This window comes from Mesorhizobium sp. M0028, from assembly GCF_040323855.1.
Lineage (GTDB): Bacteria > Pseudomonadota > Alphaproteobacteria > Rhizobiales > Rhizobiaceae > Mesorhizobium.
Window position 1 is genome coordinate 21,028 of record NZ_JAMYVG010000013.1, and the last position, 18,372, is coordinate 39,399.

The window sequence follows — 18,372 nt, forward strand, 5'->3', positions numbered from 1 at the left end:
CGCAGCTTGCCAGGAAGGGCTGCCGGATCTCAGACGTTATCCCAGAGGACGCTCCTGGGATAACGCCCAAGTAACCTCTCGAGGTTTCCCGGAAGAAAATGGTGCCCTCAGCCCGGATCGAACCGGCGACGCATCGGCAGCCTAGGGCAATTTCGCCATAGCGCATTCGCTGCGGGGCCGTTGGGCTCGCAGCGCGGTCGCCTATGACTTGGCGGGCATGGCTTGGACGAAAGCCGCCATCTGGCGTTCGAGCGCCTTGAACGCGCTGCCGCGCCAACTCTCGGCCATTGATGCCGATTTTGGATCGGGGAAAATTTCCTCCTCCCCTCGCGCCATGCCGTCCAGGATACCTTTCGCGACGCTCTCCGCGGAGCTCTTCGGTATGTCGGCGTCTCTGCTCATGTCGGTGTCTATGGGACCAGACAGGACCGCATGAACGCTCACGCCACGAGCGCCGGCGAGAGCACGTAGCGATTGCGTCATGGAGAACGCGGCGGCCTTCGACAGCGAGTAGGACGGAATAATCGGGAAGGGAACGAGGGCCGCTTCCGACAGGATGTTGACCACGGCGCCGCGCGAACGCGTGAGCAGCGGCAGCATGCGTGGGTTACGCCGTGCACGCCGAGCAGGTTGACGGCGAGGTGTCGCTCGAGCGCAGCACGATCGCCGAGGTCGTCGTAGAGCCCGATGCCAGCATTGTTGATGAGGATATCGAGGGACCCGATCCGCTCGACAGCCGCCCCAATCTGCGCCGTATCGGTCACGTCCAGGATCAGCGGCGTGATACGCTGATCCGCGTGGGCGAGCGGTTTGCGCGCGCCAGCATAGACGCGCTTGGCACCCCGCCTCAATATTTCCTCGACCAGCGCCTTGCCGAGGCCGCGGTTGGCCCCGGTTACCAGAACGGCCTTGTCTGTGACTTCCATCGATTTTGGCACGGCGATCTCTCCTCCTACTTGCATGAATGCAAGCCATTCGTTCTTGCATCATGCAAGTAGGTTATAGGTTTCTGTTCCATGCTTGGATGCCGTCCCCCTTTGCGTTGCTCCAGGGCAGCCGGCACCGGCACCGTCGCCGGGCGAACCCTTGCAATCAGGACCCGACTTCCAATGTCGTGTAGGAGATCGGCGATGGGCGCTCCAGGAAGGCGCCGGTTATGGCCGAGACGAAATTCTTCGCGTCCGCCGAGCGTAGAAAAGCGTCGCGCTCCTGCTTCGATATCCAGCGCTCGACGCAGATCGTAACATGGGGCTCCGCCTCCGAGCGAAAGACGCTGTAGTCGATGCATCCGCTTTGCCTGCGGGCCGCCCCTGCTACGTCCCGCAGGGCATTCCGCACCTTGCTCTCGATGCCGGGCTTCGCCGCTGCCGTCGTCATGACGATCATCTCGGCGCCATCGCTCGCTGTCTTGCGCTCGAGGCCGATGTTCTCGTTTTGCGGCACGACCGTTGGATTGGCGTTCTCTTCGCCCTTGTTGGGCTGCCCCTTGCCCGTCGAAATCAGGTCGCGAAGACTCGCGACATAGAAGCGCCAGGAGTCATGGCAGACGTCGTAGCATTCTTCACTCGGCTTCAGCCCGACATGGGTGAAGCGCAGCTCGGTACCCTTGTCGGTCGGCGCGATCTCGAAGACCACGTCCGTGCCGGTCCACTCGGTCGCATCCTTGACGAAGTTGAAGTAGTTCTGGACGACGTGCCAGACGACCTTCTTGCCGGGCACAAGCTCCGTAACCTTGAAGGTGCCGCGGTGGATATCCTTGAAGTGATAGTAGAATATCGCACCGAGCTTGTTGGTATCGCCGTCGATGTCTTCGGACCACCAGGCGCGCGGATTGACAACCGCCGCAAAAACCTCTTCCGGGCTTTGCTCAACGACAAATGACGTCGTGTAATCTTCATCCTTTTTCATGACATATCTCCTGTCTGGATCCGACGGTTGATGGGCACCCAAGTCTCGGGCGATGAAGTGAGCGACGCTCTCTCGAGCTCCATCGCTTGCATCATGCAAGCACAATGCATACTTGCATGATGCAAGTCAACAGGGTATGTTCACGCCATGCTTGGTCGTCTTTATGAAAAACAGAACTGCTCGGCCTCACGCGCCCTGGAGCTGGTCGGCGAGCGCTGGAGCCTGTTGATCCTGCGCGACGCGATGTTCGGCGGCTACACGCGCTTTTCGCAATTCCAGAAGAGCCTGGGGATTGCCACCAACATCCTGGCCAAGCGCCTCGAGGATTTCGTCGAGGCCGGCCTGATGGACCGTCGTCCGGGTGCCGCCGGCGAGCAGGCCGAATACGTCCTGACCCGAAAGGGGCTGGAATTCAAAACGGTCATCATCGCGCTGACCGAGTGGGGCGACAAATGGGTGCGGCCCGGACCCATCTTCTACTGCGACCAATCCGACGGCAGGCCCGTCGAGGTGCAATTGCGCCGCGCCGACAATGGCAAGCGGGCCGATTTCGCCGACGTCGTGGCGGCCCTCCGCTAGGCACGGCGGCGGGTCCGGCCCGCAGCACGATCCAAGACGAAGCTGTTTCGAATTGTGCCATAAATGTTACCGCATAGCTCACCTCTCCAGGTTGCATCTGTGGCTCGGGTCTGGTGGATAGTCCGCGGGAGGAAACATGTCCGTCGGACAGCGATCGACTTTGCGGCAGCGTCTTTTTGCGTTTCTCGTCGCCGGCCTTGGTGGCCTCGCGGCGGCCGCCGCGTCATTCGCAATGACGGTGTATGAAGCATCCAACTCGCGGCCAACTCCAACGGTCGCAGCCGGCGAGCCCATCGACACCGGGCGCTGGGTTATTACGTTTCGCGGTGCCCGAACCGGCTCGGTTCCGCCGACGGGAACCGAGCCGTCCCAGCCGAAGACCTTTTTGATGGTCGAATTCGACCTCGACAACCGCTCGGCGGCGACCAGCAACGCCTTCGCGTCCATGTTTGACATCGACCCGCCGATCACGGACGTGCAGGCGCCGGCCTTCTATCTTGCACGCGACAAATGGATCGCAAGCGGCGTCCATCCCGGCATACCGGAACACATGATCGCCGCCTGGGAGTGGCCGAAGGCGCAGCCGCTGCCGCAGGATCTGCGTCTCGTGGTGGGCAGCCAGATCTACAAGCGGCGTGACAATCTCTACGGCGGCTCGGGCTGGTTCGATCGCGATCCGGTCGCGATCGTGGCATTGCCGGTAAAGACCGAAATGGTCGTCGGGCCGGGGCAATGAGAACAGGTCTCAAGGAAACCGGCGCAATCATCTTCGCGGCGGCGATCCTCTACGCAATGCAGCGGACTACCCCGCTCTACAGCAACATCACCTCGCCCGTCTCGATTGCTGGCGAGCAGGGTAAGCGCACCGACGCACGCGCCTTCGCGCTGGCCGTCGGCGACGTGCATCTCGCGCGTACCGTAAGGATCGAGCGCTTTGGCCAGACCCGGACCTACACCACTTCCGGGGTCTGGGTCCTGGTCGAGGCCGCCGCCGAAGCAAAACGCGAGAGCCTGACCCTGACCTCCGCCGAATGGCTCGGCCCGAGCGGGTTGCGCTATTCTCTCAGCCAGCGCATTTCCACCATGCCGGCAATGCTGCCGGCAGAGCGGCTGGAGCCGGGACTGCCAAAGCCCGTGCTCATGGCTTTCGAAGTCCCGGAAAACGAACTTGCGGGCGGAACCGTGCTGGTCGCGCCATCGGCATTCACACCGCTGGGTGAAGAGGTCCGGGTGGCAATCACCGAACTTGCGGTGGGCGACATCCCTGGCGCCGTGACGATCCGCCGGAGCGATGGCCCGATGCCTTGGACGCTGGAGACCGAGTGATGGCGGAGGCCATTTCCCGTGCCGAGAGACGCCGCTACTGGCTGAGCCTTGCTGGGCTGGGCTTCGCTCTGCCGGTTGCAGTGCTGGTGCATTCCTGGGAAAGCCTGGAGGCATGGCGATCCGGTAGCGACCGCGACCCGATCGCGGTCGACAGGGGTGAGTCGCAGCGCTACGCCGGGGCCGAATGGCGGCTGACAACGCTGTCGCGCCTGCCCGGCGGCTCGGCAGATGAAGCCGTCGTGCTGGCCGAATTCGAGGCGAGGATCGAGGATCCTGGTCTCCTTGCAGAAAGCCCCTGCGCCGTTGTGCTCACAGACGCCGAAGGCCGCCGCTGGCTGCCTGCCTTCCTGACCCGGCCCGTCGTGCGCAAGATGCAGCCCGAGGCAGCCGACAAGCCCCGCTGCGGCGGGCTGGCCTTCCAGGGCGCCGGCACGCACGGCACGGCGCGCATGGCCGAGACTTTCGTCATTCCGGCGACGGCAAGCGGCCTTGCGCTGTCGGTCACGCTGGCGAACGCCAGGCCGCGCCATCTGCTCTTCAGGTAGCGACCCTCAGCGGCTGCCGTTGCGCCGCCACCGCAAATTCAAGCACCGCCGCCAGCAGCGCGATCCTCAAGGCGTCGAGCACTATGCCGCCGTCAAGATCGCTCGGACTGCCGATGAACACGCTGGCGAAGCTGAAGACGACCTGCCATGTATCGAGGTCTGGCGCGCCGAGCGTCCGCGTCGCGCCAAACCACAGCCAGGCGCAAAGCCAGCCGATCAGCCGGTAGGCGACGACGAAGGTGAGCAGCGTCGCGAGTCCTGCGCCGAGCGTGAGCTTGAGACAGGCCCAAATCGGCGCATAGCGCGAGCGGTAGCCGCCGAGGAAATGCGTGATGAAGTCGCTCAACCATTTGCGCCAGGTGGACCCGCGCGACGGCGGCGGCGCGGCCGCTGCCGAAGCGGCCGTCAGCTCGTAGCCGTTGATGATCGCCGCCATGACCAGCCAGACCATTGGCAGAAGCGCATAGAAGAACAGGCTTTGCGCCTGTTCCAGGATGCCGGGCTGCCTGAACTCGACCGGCGTGAAGCCTTCGGCAGCGTGAGCGGCGATCGACAGGACAAGCGATCCTGCGCCCATGCTGAGTTCGCTGCGCAACGCACTAGCCCCGATCCAGGTGATGAACTCGTCCTTCCAGATATCGAGCGCATAGAGCCCGATAAAAATCCAGCTTGCATCCGCCGCCACGACGAGCAGCCGCCAGTAAGGCCTGCGCGCGCCTTTGTTCATGCGCTTCGCGAACCAGCGGACCAACCAGCAGCCGACAATCGACGCAATGAGGCCGCTGGAGCGCAGCAGGCCGAATATGTCGGCGCTTTCTCCCAGCGGAATGCGTTCGAGCGCCAGCCGCGAATATTCTCGCACACTGTCGCCGAGGAATCCCCATGCGGCGTAATAGGCGAAGAAGGGCAAGATGGCGGCCGCGGTCACCGCCAGCAAGTGGTCGGCGGGCTGGGACGTTTTCTCCTGTTTCGCACCGCTTGCCGACATTTGGCGAAGCGAGGCGAGTGCCGGCAGTCCCGGACGCAGGGCGACGAACATCGCCACGATGACCAGAAGCTTCGTCAGCACCACCAGCGAAAGCACAACCATCCCGCCGAGGGGATTGACGAGGCCCACCGTGACTGCCGCGTTGAGCAGGAGGTCGCGCGCTACATAGCCGATGGCGCCGAGAAGCAGCAGTTGCGGCCAGAAGCGGGCAATAAGACCCACGGTAAGGGAAAGAGGCCTGACAATATCGTCGGTCGTTGTCATGCCATGTGCATAGCCGAGCAAGACCGGCGCCTCAATCCACGGAATGTCCGGTTCGGCTATACCAGCTGACCGCGGAGTTGGCGGCGCATCCCTCGTGATGGCGGGGACCGCAGCACGCCCGATTGCGGTGGTGAGGAACGCCCAATTGCGCTTGGGTCTAGTCCGCGCACCGTTCAGCGGAAGCTTGGGCAGCTTGCGGCAACAGGCAAGACGCAACCATTCGATGCCGTCGAGGGCGTCGTGGACGATCCCACCGACGCCCTTGGGTTTAATAAGAAGTGGCGTGGGAATTTAAGAAATGGTGCCCCTAGCCGGGATCGAACCAGCACTCCTTGCGGAACTCGATTTTGAGTCGAGCGCGTCTACCAATTCCGCCATAGGGGCTCAGGCCGGGCGGCCTGGATGGGCGCGGACTATACGGTTGGAGGCCTGTTCGTCAACTGGCCAATTCCCGAGACCCTATCTAGCCCAAGCCCAGGCTTTCGATTTCGTCGATCGGAGGCTTCGGTCCATAGTGGGCATCTCAGCCCGTTTGAACCCTTCTACCTCAACAGCGGCCACAGAATGCCGATGAATGTTGACACCCCATCCATGAGCCAATGCGCCGTCGCCAGCGGCAGGATGCGGCGCACGCGCAGGTACACGAGGGTGATGAATGTCGAATGGGCGATAGGCGCCAAGAGCCGGTAGAGCATGAAGTGTGGGTCGAACGTCAGCGGCATCACGGCGTGCTGAAACGACCAGGAAAACGCTACGACGGCAACGGCAAATCCCGTGCTTCCCGACAAGACTTGGAAACGCGGCAGAAGATAGCCGTTATAGGTGGTCTGCTCCGTAATGCCCCAGACCAACGGAAAGATCAGCACCCCGTAAAGCGCAGGCAAGAGCGGCAAAGGTCCGTATATTTGCAGTGCATCAGGGTTGCCGTAGACCAACAGGCTGCTGGCGATGATCCCACCGTAGATGAAAACGAGGCTCGGGAGGATGAGCGCGACGCCCAACAACAGATCGCGCCCCAAGCGTTTGCGATCGAAGCTGATAAAATCGAGCAGCGTGATGCCCTCGCGCCCGTGCAAGCCACCACAGGAGACCAAGGCAGCCCGCGTCGATCAAACTGCCGTATGCCGGCAGCCAAGCCCCTGCGTCGCGCCAGGGCGTTGCCGAACCGTGCGCTGCATAAATGGCCGCAACCAGGCCCTGCGCGGCAACAGCGAACGCCGAGCGCGCGAACAACATCAAGGCGGGGCCGGACCATGTCAGCACGCCGGCAGATCGCCGCTCGAGAATGGCAGCACGGGAGTTCGGGACTGTGGCTTCGCTCATGATCGGCTTCCGAACGCTACGGTGGAAACGAGTTCAGCCAATTCCGGTTTCTGGAGTGAAAGCAGAATGTGTCGAGCCGGCCATGAGCAAAACATCATCACCGAGGGCGGCTCACATCTCCTCGATGGCGTCGGCAATGTAGCCGCCGGTCTGACGCTTCCACAGTCGGGCATAGAGCCCGTCGCGTTCCAACAGCGCCGATGGTTTTTCCCTCCTCGACGATGCGGCCTTTGTCGAGGACGACGATCCGGTCCATCCTGGCAATGGTCGACAGGCGATGGGCGATGGCGATCACGGTCTTGCCCTCCATCAGAACCGCGAGCTTGGACTGGACCGCCGCCTCGGCTTCGCTGTCCAGTGCGGACGTCGCCTCATCGAGAACCAGGATTGGCGCATCCTTGAGCAACACCCGGGCGATCGCGACGCGTTGGCGCTGGCCGCCGGAAAGCTTCACGCCGCGATCGCCGACGAAAGCGTCGTAGCCGGTGCGGCCTTCAGCATCTCTGAGATCGGCGATGAAGCCGTCGGCCTCGGCCAGCATCGCGGCGTGCTCCAACGCCTCCGGCGGGGCATCGGGCCGGCCGTAGCGGATGTTGTCGCCGACGGAGCGATGCAGCAGCGAGACGTCCTGGGTGACGACGCCGATGCTCTCCCGAAGGCTGGCCTGGGTCACGCTGCGGAGATCCTGTCCATCGATCAGGATCGCGCCGCCCTTCAGCTCGAAGAACCTTAGGAGCAGGCTGACAAGGGTCGACTTGCCGGCCCCGGAGAGGCCGACGAGCCCGACCTTCTCGCCTGCGCGCACGGCGAGCGACAGGTCTTCGATCACCCTTTGGCCCTCGCGGTATTCGAACTGGATGTTCTTGAACTCGACTTCGCCGGCCGTGACGTCGAGCGGGTTGGCGTTCGGCGCGTCTTTTGTAGTCGGCGGCGTCGTCACGACCGGCATTGCGTCGCGGATGGTGCCCACCGCCTGGAAAATCTGCTGGCCCATCTGCAGGAAGGCACGGGAGTTGGCATTGAGCCGCTGAACGATGGCGATCGATGCGGCGAACTGGCCAATCGTGACAAAGCCGGCGACAAATCCCCAGAGCCCTATGGCAACGTTGGTGAGAAAGAGCGCAACATTGAGCAGGACGACGCCCACGTCGGTCGTCAGATAGATGCGCCTTTCGCGCTGCTGGGTCTCGATGGCGTTTTCCATGACGGTGCGCATTGCGCCCGCCTCGCTGTCTTCCGCCGCAAACAGCTTGACCATCTGGATGTTGCTGTAGAGGTCGGTCATGGCGCCGACAACAAGGCTGCGCCCCCGCGTCGAGCGGCGCGAGCGTTCGGAATATTGGGGCACCGCCACCACCGCAATGGCGATGTTGGCGGCGATCCAGACGAACACCGGAAGCGCCAGCGGCCAGGATACCGCGCCAAGCAGAACGAGCGAACCGACGAGCTGCACCAGAAATAGCGGTATTCTGTAAAAGGCCACGACGATCTGCTGCTGCACCGCGGATGCGACTTGCGAAATGCGCGACGCAACCTGACCTGCGAAGAGATCGTGGAAGAAGGCAAGGTCCTGGCGTTCCACCGCCTTGTGGCCCTGCCATTGCATCGCCGCCGGCATGCATACGGCCACGGTCTGCGAGTTCAGCGCATTGCCCAGGAAGATGAGCAACGGCAGCACGGGGAAAACCAGCACGCCGAGCACGACCAGCGTCGGCCAGTCCTCGTGCAGGAAAACCGCCGCGCCCTTCGCGCTCACCCCGTCGACGACGAACGAGGCCCCCCAGATCGTCGCAAGGTTGATCCCCTCGATCGCCATCATCAAGACGGTAATGGCCGCAAGAGTGCCGCGGAACATCCTCGCGAAATGCAGGAGCAGCGCAAACGGCCCGCTCGCTGGCAGCGGCCCGGGTGGAATATCCAGCGGACGGATGAGCGTCTCAAAGGGGCGGTAAATGAAATCGGAGAACGTCATGGCGGCGCAAAGGGCGGATGGAAAGACAGGATGTGACAAAAATCGCCGTATTTAAACACGGATCGTGTTCGACGGGAAAACCCACGATTTATTAGATATTGCCTTGACGCACTTCAGGCGGGCAGGTGCTCGATGCCATGGCCTGGTCGTCAACTGGCCAAATCCCGACATCTGGGCTCGCTCAAGCCTCAGCCTTTCGATTTCGTGAAGCAGCTGCCATTGTGCAGCGCGGAAAATCTTTCTAGACAGGCGGCGCATGTCATTGAAGCGCACCTTGTCCGACGAGATTGATACGGCGCGCTTCCAAGTCTTGTTTGTACATGTCGTGACCCAAGACCACTACCGGTTTGGGCGTGCATTAGGAGTGCCGATGCTTCGCGGACTTTACGACTGGACCTTGTCGCTGGCGGCCAGCAAATCGGCCGAATGGTGGCTGGCCTTCATCGCCTTCGTCGAGAGCTCGGTGTTCCTGGTGCCGGCCGACGTGCTCTATCTGCCGATGGCGCTTTCGCGGCCGGATCGCGCCTATCGTTACGCGCTGGTCGCCACCGTCGCCTCGGTGCTGGGCGGCATCGCCGGCTGGTTCATCGGGCACTACGCCTATGACGCGGTGGCGCGGCCGATCCTCGAATTTTACGGCAAATATGACGAGTTCGAGGCGATGCGCGTCTCGTCGGGTGTTGGCTTCATCATCCTGATGCTGGTCACCTCCGGCCTCGCCCATCTGCCGCCGATCAAGGTGGTGACAATCCTGTCCGGCGTCATCGGCGTTCCTTTGCTGCTGTTCATCGTGCTGGCAATCGTTGCGCGCGGAGCTCGCTTCCTGTTTCTCGCCTGGCTCTTGCGCCGCTATGGCGAGCCGATCCGCCGCTTCATCGAAAAGCGCCTTGGCCACATTGCGGGCGCCGGCGCCGCTGCCCTGATTTTGCTCTATATCGTCGTCAAATACGCCGTCTGAACGGCATCGAACCGAATGGACTGAGTCCGATGACAGCGACCGTGAATGCCGATACCGGACGCCAGCGGCTGCGCACCGCCCTGTTCCTCGCCGTCGCCATGGCCGCCACAGTCGGCTCGGCGCTGGCCTTCCAGTATGTTGGCGGCTACATCCCTTGCAAGCTCTGCCTCGAGCAGCGCACCCCTTACTATGCCGGCGTGCCCTTGATGCTGCTGGCGGTGCTTGCGTCGGCCCTTAAGGCGCCCGCCTGGATAAGCCGTGGCCTGCTGGCCATTGGCGGCCTGCTGATGCTCTACGGCCTCTATCTCAGCGTTTATCACTCCGGCGTCGAATGGGCGTGGTGGCCGGGCCCGACCGATTGCACCGCAGCCGCCGGACCGGTGGACACCGGCGGCAAGGGCGTGCTCGACGCGCTCGACAAATTCGTCCCGCCCTCCTGCGACAAGGCGGCGCTCCGCATCCTCGGCCTGTCCTTGGCCGGCTGGAACGCCATCGCCAGCTTTGTCCTGGCAGTCGTAGCCTTCCGCAGCGCCTTTGCCCGCGATTGAGCGGTTCACCCTTGCGCCGACGCGAGATTATTCAAGAATTCGGCAGGCTGAGTCGTATCAAGTGATTATCGAGAACCGGAGCGGAGCGTACTAAAGTACGTGAGCACCGGCCTACGCCAGCCGTAGCCTTAACCACGACCGCTCATAAATGCTTCGGCCGGCGAAGGCCGGAAGCGCAGAAAATCGCTTCAGACGGCCAGCCTCCCGAATTATCGGATGATCTCAAGGCTCCAGTTCGACATCCCAGTACAGATAATCCATCCAGCTTTCGTGCAGATGGTTGGGCGGGAACAGCCGGCCGTTATTATGCAAATCATGCACCGTCGGCTGGTAGGGCTTCTGCAGCGGCCACATCTTGGCGTGGGCCGGCATCATGCCGCCCTTCCTCAGATTGCAGGGCGAGCAGGCAGCGACGACATTCTCCCAGGTCGTGGCGCCGCCGCGATGGCGCGGAATGACATGGTCGAACGTCAGATCGTCCGGCGTGCCGCAATATTGGCACTGGAAACGGTCGCGCAGGAAGACGTTGAACCGGGTAAACGCCGGATGCCTCGACGGCTTCACGTAGGCCTTCAGGCTGACGACACTCGGCAGCTTCATCGAAAAGGTCGGCGAAGAGACGGCGTGTTCGTATTCGGCGACGATGTTCACCCTCTCGAGGAACACCGCCTTGATGGCATCCTGCCAGGACCAGAGCGACAGGGGGTAATAGCTGAGCGGACGGTAATCCGCATTCAGCACCAGCGCTGGAAGCCCATCCGGAGATACGGCAACCGTCACGTCGTTGACCTCCTTCACCCTAGAACCGGTCGACGCGGATACTGTAAGCCCGACATGACAGGGATGTGAAGCGGATTGTCGATCATGCCGGGTCTCAAAAACGCATGATTTCAATGCTTTTTTGCGGATTCAGGCCGGAGGCGCGGCATCCCTGCCCTTCAATTCGCGATAATAAGCCCAGAAAAGCCGCGATGCGACACCGCGCCACGGGCGCCATGATTCGGCAAGCTGGATCAGCATTTTCTCCGGCGGACGCGGGTCGATGCCGAGCGCATGGCCGACCGCGCTCTGCAAAGCAACGTCGCGCGCCGGAAAGATATCTGGGTGTCCGGCGGCAAACAAAAGGTAGACTTCAGCCGTCCACGGGCCGATGCCTGGCACCTTGGTCATGGCTGCGATCGCCTCCGTCGCATCGAGCTGGCAGAGGTGATCGAGGTCGAGCCCGTCGGCCACCGCCTGGGCGACGGCAATCAGGCCGCGCTGCTTGGGCCGCGACAGCCCGACCTCGCGGAAGACCGCCTCATCGGCGGCTAGTATCGCCTGTGGCGTCAGCGGATCGAGCAGTTTCGTCAGCCGGCCGAAGATCGCATCGGCGCTCGCGCGGGACACTTGTTGCGAAACGACGATCGAGGCAAGGCTTCTGAAGCCCGGCTCCGACAGCCTGAGCGGCACCTCGCCGGCCATGCCGCGCACCTTGTCCAGGCGCGGATCGAGCAGGCACAGCGCGTCCAGCCCTTGCGCAATGTCGTCGAGACTGGCGATGCGTTGCATGTCTGCTTGTTCCAAAATCAAAAGTGCCGCACGCTCCGTTGCGCGCCCCTCTGGACGCGCGACGCTGCCGGCGCAAAGTAGCAATTGGCGAAACTGCCGCACAACCCGATTGCCGCCGGACAATGACACTGCTGACATTCCGCTTCGCGCCGAGCCCGAATGGCGAATTGCATCTCGGCCACGCCTATTCGGCGCTGCTCAACCAGAAAATGGCCAAGGCGGCGGGCGGACGCCTGCTGCTGCGCATCGAGGACATCGACACGACACGCTGCACGCCGGAATTCGAGGCGGGCATTTTTCGCGACCTGAAATGGCTGGGGCTTGGCTGGGAGGAACCGGTGCGCCGCCAGTCCGAGCACTTTGCCGAATATCGGGCTATGCTCGAGCGGCTGATCGAGGAAGAGCTTGTCTATCCAGCCTTCATGAGCAGAAGTGAGATCCGCGCCTTCATCACCGACAGCGAAAAGCGCGGCCGCGACTGGCCTCGCGACCCGGACGGCGTGCCGCTCTATCCCGCCGCCGACAAGGCGCTGCCGGCGAGCGAGCGTAAGCGGCGCATCGTCGAAGGTGCACCATTTGCCTGGCGGCTAGACGTCGATGCGGCAATGGCGCGGGTCGGCAGGGACCTGACATGGGCCGAATACACGGACGAGACGCTCTCCGAGGCGCGTCGTGTCGAAGCCCATCCGCAGGATTGGGGCGACGTGGTCGTGGCGCGCCGCGAAATCCCGACCAGCTATCACCTCGCGGTCACCATGGACGACGCGCTGCAGGGCGTCAGCCATGTCGTGCGCGGCCAGGACCTTTATTCCGCGACCAGCGTGCAGCGGCTGCTTCAGCAACTGCTTGGCCTGCCGCAGCCGGCCTATTTTCACCATCGCCTGATCCTCGGCCCGGATGGACGAAAACTGTCGAAGAGTCTTGGCGATACCGGCCTTGCCGCCCAGCGTAAGGCGGGCGCCTCGCCCGACGATGTCAGGCGGCTGGTCGGTCTTTAGACCGGTGAGCCGACGGCCATCAACGGCGCTCCTTCAATTCAAATGACTCTATGGATCAACCGTTTGGTTTTGCTTGCCGGCCCGAACGGCATTAAGCAATCGCCGCAGTCGATCCCTCACCCGAATTCACCGCGGCCTCCAGAAAATGCACAGCCTCAAGCGGTTCATCCCCGCCTCTTTCGTCGTCCTGTGGGCGACCGGCTTCATCGGCGCGCGCTATGCCATGCCGTGGGCGGAGCCTTTTACTTTCCTGGCTGCGCGCTTTGTCCTGGCCGCAATCTTGCTTGTCGCGTTGATGGCCGCGCTTGGTTCGAGCCGCGCCACCCGCGACGAGGCGCTGCACGCGGCCGGCGCCGGCATCCTGATGCATGGGGTCTATCTCGGCGGCGTGTTCTGGGCCATCCACCGGGGCATGCCCGCAGGGCTTTCAGCCCTGATCGTCGGCCTGCAGCCGCTGATCACGGCAGTGCTCGCCGGCCGGCTTCTGGGCGAGGCCATCCTGCCGCGTCACTGGGCCGGTCTCGGCCTCGGGTTGATCGGCGTGGTAATCGTGCTCTGGCCGAAGCTCGGCGCGCTCGGCGGCGGCGTGACCGCCGAAACATTGGGCGCCTCGCTGGTCTCCGTACTCGGCATGAGCGCCGGCACGATCTGGCAGAAGCGTTTCGCCTCCGGCGGCGATCTGGTGGCTGCCACGTTCTGGCAATATGTCGGCGGCGCATCGGTGATGGCTCTGGCCTCGCTCGCCTTCGAGACCCGAACGGTGATCGTCAACGGCGAACTGATCTTCGCCACGGCCTGGCTCGTGCTGGTGCTGTCGATCGGTGCCATCTTCCTGTTGATGGTAATGATCCGCGACGGCGAGATGTCGAAGGTCGCCTCGCTGTTTTACCTCGTGCCGGCCGTCACCGCGGTCATCGCCTGGACATTGTTCGGCGAGCAGCTGAGCCCACTCCAGATCGCCGGCATGGCCATCGCGACGCTCGGCGTCGGGCTGGCGACGGCTCAGCCACCGACGCGGGCGCGCGCCTCCAAATAGCGGCTGATCGCGGCGTTGAGCTCGCCGCCGAGGATGAAGATCGCCGAGACGATGTAGAGGAAGACAACGGCGATCATGATCGAGGCGAGGCCGGCATAGGTCGTCACATAGGACGAGAAATGGTCGAGATAGGCGGCGAAGATGGTCGACCCGATGAGCCAGCCGACCAGCGTGAAGATAATGCCAGGCACGATCGAAACGAACCGGCGCTTGCCGGCCGGCAACCAGAAATGCACGGCGAACAGGCCGCCGATGATGACGACCGAGGCGATGACGTAACGCCAGAGGGTGATCGTGCCCATATAGGGTTTTATCCATTCAAGATGAGATTCGGCCAGCCGCGCCAGCAATGGCGCAAAGACCAGCAGCACGCTGATCGCCAAAAACCCGGCCGTCGCGATCAGCACGAAGATGATGCTCTGCACCCGCCGGTAGATGATGCCGCGCGTTTCTGAGACACGATAGGCGCGGTTGAGCGAGGTGCGCAGCGCCTCGATGCCGTTCGAGGCGAAGTATCCGGCAAGCACGATACCGTAGGTCAACAGGTCGCTGCGCCTGACGGTAAGCACGTTGAGCACTTCGCGCGCGATCGGTTTGGCGATCTGCTCGGGCCATGTGTCGAACACAAGGTGCACGGCGGTGTCGGCGAAAGCCTGCGCGCCGAAAAAACTCGCCAGCGTCGTGGCGAAGATCAGGAAAGGAAAAAGCGCCATCAGCGCGGTGATCGCCAGATGGCTGGCCATTGCCCAGCCGTCGTCGGTGTTGAAATGGCCGAGCGCGTCGTAGAGCACGCGTTTGAGGGCTACGATCTTCCGCAACAAGAACCGCGTTCCCTTCGATTGTCCCGACGCCGCGAATATGGGAAGGGTTTGCGGCAAATGACAACCCTCGGTCAAACCACCATTCCTCCCGAAGAAGAGTTGCGCACCATCATTGTCACCGGTGCCTCTTCCGGAATAGGCGCCTATTGCGCCCATGCTCTTAAGAAGGAAGGCTGGCGGGTGTTCGCAACGGCCCGAAAGCCGGAAGATATCGCTACGCTCGAGGCCGACGGCATCGAGGCCTTTTATCTGGACTACACCGAGCCCGGATCGATCGAGGCGCTGGTGGCGTCGGTGCTGGAGCGGACCGGCGGCCGGCTCGATGCCCTTTTCAACAACGGCGCCTACGGGCAGCCCGGTGCCGTCGAGGACCTGGCGGTCGAAGCTTTGCGGCAGCAGTTCGAGGCCAATGTCTTTGGCTGGCACGATCTCACTCGCCGTGTCGTACCGGTGATGCGCCGCCAGGGCCATGGTCGTCTCGTTCATTGCTCATCGATCCTCGGCCTCGCGCCGCTGCCTTTCCGTGGCGCTTACTCGGCATCGAAGCACGCCGTCGAGGGGCTGATGCTGTCCCTTTATCAAGAACTCCTCGGCAGCGGCATCCATGTTTCGCTGATCGAGCCGGGGGCGGTGAAATCGAAGATCGCCAGCAACAGCCTCCCCTGGTTCCTTGCGAACATCGATCACGAGAACTCAGTCCATCGCCTCGCCTATGCTGTGCAACTCAAACGGCTGCGGGCCGGCGGCAGCACATCGCGGCTGAAGCCCGGGCCAGAGGTGGTTTATGCCGCCTTGCGCCATGCGCTTCTGTCGCGGCGCCCGCGCCCGCATTATGTGGTAACTGTGCCGGCCAGGATCGGCGCGATCCTTAAACGCATCCTGCCGTCTTCGGTACTCTATCGTCTGCTCGCCAAACGCGCCTGAACGCAATCCAACTGGAACACACCATGGCAACTGTCTTCAACATCCTCGCTGTTCTCGTCATGGTCGCCGTGGTGATCGTGCTGATCCGCGGCCTCATCAACATGATGCGCGGCGGCTCCAGCATGACCTCCAACAAGCTGATGCAGACGCGCGTGCTGTTGCAGTTCGTGGCCTTGGTGCTGATAATGCTGGCGGTGTATTTCACCCGTAAGTGACGCACCGGCCGGCAGCCGGGAGGTAACCCGTGGTCAAGCTCAACAAGATCTACACCCGCACCGGCGACGATGGCACCACCGGCCTCGGTTCTGGTGAGCGGCGGCTGAAATCCGACCTTCGCATCGACGCCTACGGCACGGTCGACGAGGCAAATGCCTGCATCGGCATGGCTCGCATCCATACAGCGGCGGTAAATCCGGCGATCGATGCGATGCTCGGCCGCATCCAGAACGATCTTTTCGATCTCGGCGCCGATCTGGCAGTCCCCGATAATGGCAAGCCGCTCGACTACGAGCCGCTGCGCATCATCGCCTCGCAGACCGAGCGCATCGAACAGGACATCGACCTCCTCAACAAGGACCTTGAGCCGCTCAAATCCTTCGTGCTCAACGGCGGTACGCCGGCAGCGGCTGCCCTTCACCTCGCCCGCACGGTGGCCCGCCGCGCCGAGCGCATCATGGTGGCGCTGTCACAAGATCCAGACGAGCACGTCAACCGCGAGGCGATAAGATACATCAACCGTGTCTCGGACTTTCTGTTCGTCGCCGCACGCGCGGTCAATGACAATGGAAATGCCGACGTGCTATGGGTTCCCGGCAAGAACCGCTGAATCCGCCGGAAGCGGGAGAGGCCCGATGTTCATCCCGCTTTACGACACCAACCGGCTGCGGCACATCAAGCTGCAATATGTGACGATCAGCCTGATCGCGCTCAATGTGTTGATCTATTTTGTAACAACACTTGGCGGCGAGGACTTCGCCAACGCCGCGGTATTGGGCCTCGGCTTCATCCCGTCGGTTGTGCATGACAGCGTCGAGCTCGCTCCGCAATTTGTCGTCATTCCGGAGAGCCTGAGCTATCTGACCTATTCCTTCCTGCACGCGGATATCTTCCACCTCGGCGGCAACATGCTGTTCCTGTGGGTGTTCGGCGACAATGTCGAGGATGCGCTCGGCCATGTCCGCTATCTCGTCTTCTACCTGCTTTGCGCCATTGCCGGCGCTTTCTTCCAGGGCTTGGTGGCCTGGGATTCGCAAGTGCCGCTGATCGGCGCGTCGGGCGCCATCGCCGGTGTCGTCGCCGCCTATCTGATCCTTTATCCGCGGGTGAAGGTATGGGTGCTGGTCTTCGCCCGCATCCCGTTGCGCATCCCGGCCTTCATCCCGCTCATCCTGTGGATTCTGTTCCAGATCTTCATGTTTGCCCAGGGTGGCGAGGACCAGGTCTCCTGGGCCTGCCACATCGGCGGCATCATCGCCGGAGCCGTGCTGGTGCTTGTCTTGCGCAGCCGCGGCGTGCCGCTACTCGCCGGCGCCGACGAGGAGCCAGCCGTAGTCGCCGGGCCGGCGCCCATTGCCGTGGAGCCGCCGGCAAGCGATCTGCCGCCCGCCCAGCCGGCGCCGCGCTGGGGCCGGGGAAGCGTTTCCGGGCCGGACTGAACCGATTTGAATGCTTTGCCGAGGATCCGAGTGCGCCCGGGATATTGACGGGCGGGGTCGCCGCAACTACGGAAGCGCCACCCTACTGGCGTGGCGAGACCAGAATTCCGTCCGGAATGTCGGCTTTCGACAACTCTGAAGAGGTGCACGCTGCTATAGCGCGCCCGACGAGCGTGAAGAGACTATCGTGAAAGAGGTGACAGGCAAATGAAGATCCTTGTGCCCGTGAAGCGGGTTGTGGATGCAAACGTCAAGGTCCGGGTGAAGGCGGACGGTTCGGCGGTGGAACTCGCCAACGTCAAGATGGCGATGAACCCGTTCGACGAGATCGCGGTGGAAGAGGCGATCCGGCTGAAGGAAGCGGGCAAGGCCGAAGAGATCATCGTCGTGTCGATCGGGCCGCAACAGGCACAGGAGACCTTGCGCACGGCGCTCGCCATGGGCGCCGACCGCGCCATCCTGGTCAAGACCGACGAGCAGACTGAGCCGCTGGGCGTCGCCAAGGTGCTGAAGGGGGTCGTAGAGGCAGAACAGCCCGGCCTGGTCATTCTCGGCAAGCAGGCGATCGACGATGATTCCAACCAGACCGGCCAGATGCTGGCTGCACTTCTCGGGTGGGCGCAGGGCACCTTCGCCTCCAAGATCGTGCTCGACGGTGACAAGGCCACGGTGACGCGCGAGGTCGATGGCGGCCTGCAGACGCTGGAACTGAAGATGCCGGCAATCGTCACGGCCGATTTGCGGCTGAACCAGCCACGCTACGCGTCGCTGCCCAACATCATGAAGGCCAAGAAGAAGCCGCTCGACGAGAAGAGCCCTGCCGACTACGGCGCCGACGTCAAGCCGCGGCTGAAAGTGATCAAGACCGAGGAGCCGGGCGGCCGCAAGGCGGGCGTTAAGGTCAAGAGCGTCGCCGAACTGGTAGACAAGCTGAAAAACGAAGCCGGCGTGCTGTAAGGCCAGGAAGGGACAACAA

The 18,372-nt window shown here is 62.9% G+C and carries 19 protein-coding genes, 1 tRNA gene and 2 pseudogenes; 13 read left to right on the forward strand and 9 right to left on the reverse strand.

Translation table 11 applies throughout. The features are described 5' to 3' along the window. Positions 1-201 precede the first annotated feature (201 nt). Positions 202-962 (reverse strand): annotated as a pseudogene (locus NKJ93_RS22005) (SDR family NAD(P)-dependent oxidoreductase). Between the two features lie 130 nt (positions 963-1,092). Further along, positions 1,093-1,908 (reverse strand): antibiotic biosynthesis monooxygenase, encoded by an 816-nt coding sequence (locus NKJ93_RS22010; RefSeq protein WP_352495604.1) that lies wholly within the window; start codon positions 1,906-1,908, stop codon positions 1,093-1,095. Positions 1,909-2,055: 147 nt separating this feature from the next. Here NKJ93_RS22010 and NKJ93_RS22015 point away from each other — a divergent pair, with 147 nt between their 5' ends. The 4 genes from NKJ93_RS22015 to NKJ93_RS22030 all read left to right on the forward strand — a co-directional run bounded on the left by NKJ93_RS22015 (position 2,056) and on the right by NKJ93_RS22030 (position 4,358). Continuing rightward, entirely contained in the window at positions 2,056-2,487 is a 432-nt protein-coding gene (locus NKJ93_RS22015; protein ID WP_023721056.1) for a winged helix-turn-helix transcriptional regulator, read from the forward strand. A 136-nt stretch (positions 2,488-2,623) separates the two neighbouring features. After that, the gene (locus NKJ93_RS22020) at positions 2,624-3,223 is read left to right on the forward strand and encodes a hypothetical protein (RefSeq protein WP_031194561.1); all 600 of its coding nucleotides are present in this window, start codon (positions 2,624-2,626) and stop codon (positions 3,221-3,223) included. Continuing rightward, a complete protein-coding gene (locus NKJ93_RS22025; RefSeq protein ID WP_023721058.1) occupies positions 3,220-3,813 on the forward strand; it encodes a hypothetical protein in 594 nt (197 codons plus the stop codon). Before NKJ93_RS22020 ends, NKJ93_RS22025 begins: the two co-directional genes overlap by 4 nt. Then, positions 3,813-4,358 carry a hypothetical protein gene (locus NKJ93_RS22030; RefSeq protein WP_023721059.1) on the forward strand — a complete coding sequence of 182 codons (546 nt, stop codon included), beginning with the start codon at positions 3,813-3,815 and terminating at the stop codon, positions 4,356-4,358. Before NKJ93_RS22025 ends, NKJ93_RS22030 begins: the two co-directional genes overlap by 1 nt. On the opposite strand, the gene NKJ93_RS22035 is transcribed toward NKJ93_RS22030, so the two are convergent. From NKJ93_RS22035 to NKJ93_RS22050, 4 genes and pseudogenes are all read right to left on the reverse strand, one after another. Beyond that, complete coding sequence (locus tag NKJ93_RS22035) at positions 4,351-5,610, reverse strand: hypothetical protein (protein ID WP_352483533.1); 1,260 nt, start codon at positions 5,608-5,610, stop codon at positions 4,351-4,353. The genes NKJ93_RS22030 and NKJ93_RS22035 overlap by 8 nt on opposite strands. A gap of 299 nt (positions 5,611-5,909) precedes the next feature. Continuing rightward, positions 5,910-5,994, reverse strand: a tRNA-Leu gene (locus NKJ93_RS22040). Positions 5,995-6,152: 158 nt separating this feature from the next. After that, positions 6,153-6,686, reverse strand: coding sequence for a CPBP family glutamic-type intramembrane protease (locus NKJ93_RS22045; RefSeq protein WP_352495605.1), 534 nt, complete (start codon positions 6,684-6,686; stop codon positions 6,153-6,155). A gap of 358 nt (positions 6,687-7,044) precedes the next feature. Further along, a pseudogene (locus NKJ93_RS22050) lies at positions 7,045-8,905 on the reverse strand (ABC transporter ATP-binding protein). A gap of 370 nt (positions 8,906-9,275) precedes the next feature. Between NKJ93_RS22050 and NKJ93_RS22055 the strand changes: the two are divergent. Together NKJ93_RS22055 and NKJ93_RS22060 are read left to right on the forward strand one after the other, a co-directional pair. Beyond that, complete coding sequence (locus tag NKJ93_RS22055; protein WP_352591101.1) at positions 9,276-9,863, forward strand: YqaA family protein; 588 nt, start codon at positions 9,276-9,278, stop codon at positions 9,861-9,863. 29 nt (positions 9,864-9,892) lie between these two features. Beyond that, positions 9,893-10,411, forward strand: a complete 519-nt coding sequence (locus tag NKJ93_RS22060) for a disulfide bond formation protein B (protein WP_352495606.1) — start codon at positions 9,893-9,895, stop codon at positions 10,409-10,411. A 222-nt stretch (positions 10,412-10,633) separates the two neighbouring features. Here the strand turns inward: NKJ93_RS22060 and NKJ93_RS22065 are convergent, their stop codons facing one another. Next, entirely contained in the window at positions 10,634-11,191 is a 558-nt protein-coding gene (locus NKJ93_RS22065) for an HNH endonuclease (protein ID WP_023677956.1), read from the reverse strand. 129 nt (positions 11,192-11,320) lie between these two features. After that, complete coding sequence (locus NKJ93_RS22070) at positions 11,321-11,962, reverse strand: DNA-3-methyladenine glycosylase family protein (RefSeq protein WP_352495607.1); 642 nt, start codon at positions 11,960-11,962, stop codon at positions 11,321-11,323. Positions 11,963-12,084: 122 nt separating this feature from the next. Here NKJ93_RS22070 and gluQRS point away from each other — a divergent pair, with 122 nt between their 5' ends. Together gluQRS and NKJ93_RS22080 are read left to right on the forward strand one after the other, a co-directional pair. After that, a complete protein-coding gene (gene gluQRS, locus NKJ93_RS22075; protein WP_352495608.1) occupies positions 12,085-12,960 on the forward strand; it encodes a tRNA glutamyl-Q(34) synthetase GluQRS in 876 nt (291 codons plus the stop codon). A gap of 145 nt (positions 12,961-13,105) precedes the next feature. Next, positions 13,106-13,996 (forward strand): DMT family transporter, encoded by an 891-nt coding sequence (locus NKJ93_RS22080; protein ID WP_023721067.1) that lies wholly within the window; start codon positions 13,106-13,108, stop codon positions 13,994-13,996. Here the strand turns inward: NKJ93_RS22080 and NKJ93_RS22085 are convergent. Continuing rightward, positions 13,963-14,817 carry a YihY/virulence factor BrkB family protein gene (locus tag NKJ93_RS22085; RefSeq protein WP_031194564.1) on the reverse strand — a complete coding sequence of 285 codons (855 nt, stop codon included), beginning with the start codon at positions 14,815-14,817 and terminating at the stop codon, positions 13,963-13,965. The genes NKJ93_RS22080 and NKJ93_RS22085 overlap by 34 nt on opposite strands. 57 nt (positions 14,818-14,874) lie before the next feature. Between NKJ93_RS22085 and NKJ93_RS22090 the strand changes: the two genes are divergently transcribed. From NKJ93_RS22090 to NKJ93_RS22110, 5 genes are all read left to right on the forward strand, one after another. Then, positions 14,875-15,741: an SDR family oxidoreductase gene (locus NKJ93_RS22090; RefSeq protein ID WP_352483565.1), complete on the forward strand. Its 867-nt coding sequence runs from the start codon at positions 14,875-14,877 to the stop codon at positions 15,739-15,741. A 23-nt stretch (positions 15,742-15,764) separates the two neighbouring features. After that, entirely contained in the window at positions 15,765-15,956 is a 192-nt protein-coding gene (locus NKJ93_RS22095; RefSeq protein ID WP_023677950.1) for a twin transmembrane helix small protein, read from the forward strand. Between the two features lie 29 nt (positions 15,957-15,985). Beyond that, a complete protein-coding gene (locus NKJ93_RS22100; protein ID WP_023721070.1) occupies positions 15,986-16,567 on the forward strand; it encodes a cob(I)yrinic acid a,c-diamide adenosyltransferase in 582 nt (193 codons plus the stop codon). Between the two features lie 25 nt (positions 16,568-16,592). Then, positions 16,593-17,396 carry a rhomboid family intramembrane serine protease gene (locus NKJ93_RS22105; RefSeq protein ID WP_023721071.1) on the forward strand — a complete coding sequence of 268 codons (804 nt, stop codon included), beginning with the start codon at positions 16,593-16,595 and terminating at the stop codon, positions 17,394-17,396. 207 nt (positions 17,397-17,603) lie between these two features. After that, positions 17,604-18,353 carry an electron transfer flavoprotein subunit beta/FixA family protein gene (locus tag NKJ93_RS22110; protein ID WP_023677947.1) on the forward strand — a complete coding sequence of 250 codons (750 nt, stop codon included), beginning with the start codon at positions 17,604-17,606 and terminating at the stop codon, positions 18,351-18,353. The last annotated feature ends 19 nt before the right edge of the window (positions 18,354-18,372 follow it).

Coding starts and splice junctions, on each gene's coding strand:
- NKJ93_RS22010 (WP_352495604.1), bottom strand. CDS start 1,908: ATGAAAAAGGATGAAGATTACACGACGTCATTTGTCGTTGAGCAAAGC.
- NKJ93_RS22020 (WP_031194561.1), top strand. CDS start 2,624: ATGTCCGTCGGACAGCGATCGACTTTGCGGCAGCGTCTTTTTGCGTTT.
- NKJ93_RS22070 (WP_352495607.1), bottom strand. CDS start 11,962: ATGCAACGCATCGCCAGTCTCGACGACATTGCGCAAGGGCTGGACGCG.
- NKJ93_RS22060 (WP_352495606.1), top strand. CDS start 9,893: ATGACAGCGACCGTGAATGCCGATACCGGACGCCAGCGGCTGCGCACC.
- NKJ93_RS22055 (WP_352591101.1), top strand. CDS start 9,276: ATGCTTCGCGGACTTTACGACTGGACCTTGTCGCTGGCGGCCAGCAAA.
- NKJ93_RS22015 (WP_023721056.1), top strand. CDS start 2,056: ATGCTTGGTCGTCTTTATGAAAAACAGAACTGCTCGGCCTCACGCGCC.
- gluQRS (WP_352495608.1), top strand. CDS start 12,085: ATGACACTGCTGACATTCCGCTTCGCGCCGAGCCCGAATGGCGAATTG.
- NKJ93_RS22080 (WP_023721067.1), top strand. CDS start 13,106: ATGCACAGCCTCAAGCGGTTCATCCCCGCCTCTTTCGTCGTCCTGTGG.
- NKJ93_RS22035 (WP_352483533.1), bottom strand. CDS start 5,610: ATGACAACGACCGACGATATTGTCAGGCCTCTTTCCCTTACCGTGGGT.
- NKJ93_RS22030 (WP_023721059.1), top strand. CDS start 3,813: ATGGCGGAGGCCATTTCCCGTGCCGAGAGACGCCGCTACTGGCTGAGC.
- NKJ93_RS22025 (WP_023721058.1), top strand. CDS start 3,220: ATGAGAACAGGTCTCAAGGAAACCGGCGCAATCATCTTCGCGGCGGCG.
- NKJ93_RS22110 (WP_023677947.1), top strand. CDS start 17,604: ATGAAGATCCTTGTGCCCGTGAAGCGGGTTGTGGATGCAAACGTCAAG.
- NKJ93_RS22090 (WP_352483565.1), top strand. CDS start 14,875: ATGACAACCCTCGGTCAAACCACCATTCCTCCCGAAGAAGAGTTGCGC.
- NKJ93_RS22105 (WP_023721071.1), top strand. CDS start 16,593: ATGTTCATCCCGCTTTACGACACCAACCGGCTGCGGCACATCAAGCTG.
- NKJ93_RS22095 (WP_023677950.1), top strand. CDS start 15,765: ATGGCAACTGTCTTCAACATCCTCGCTGTTCTCGTCATGGTCGCCGTG.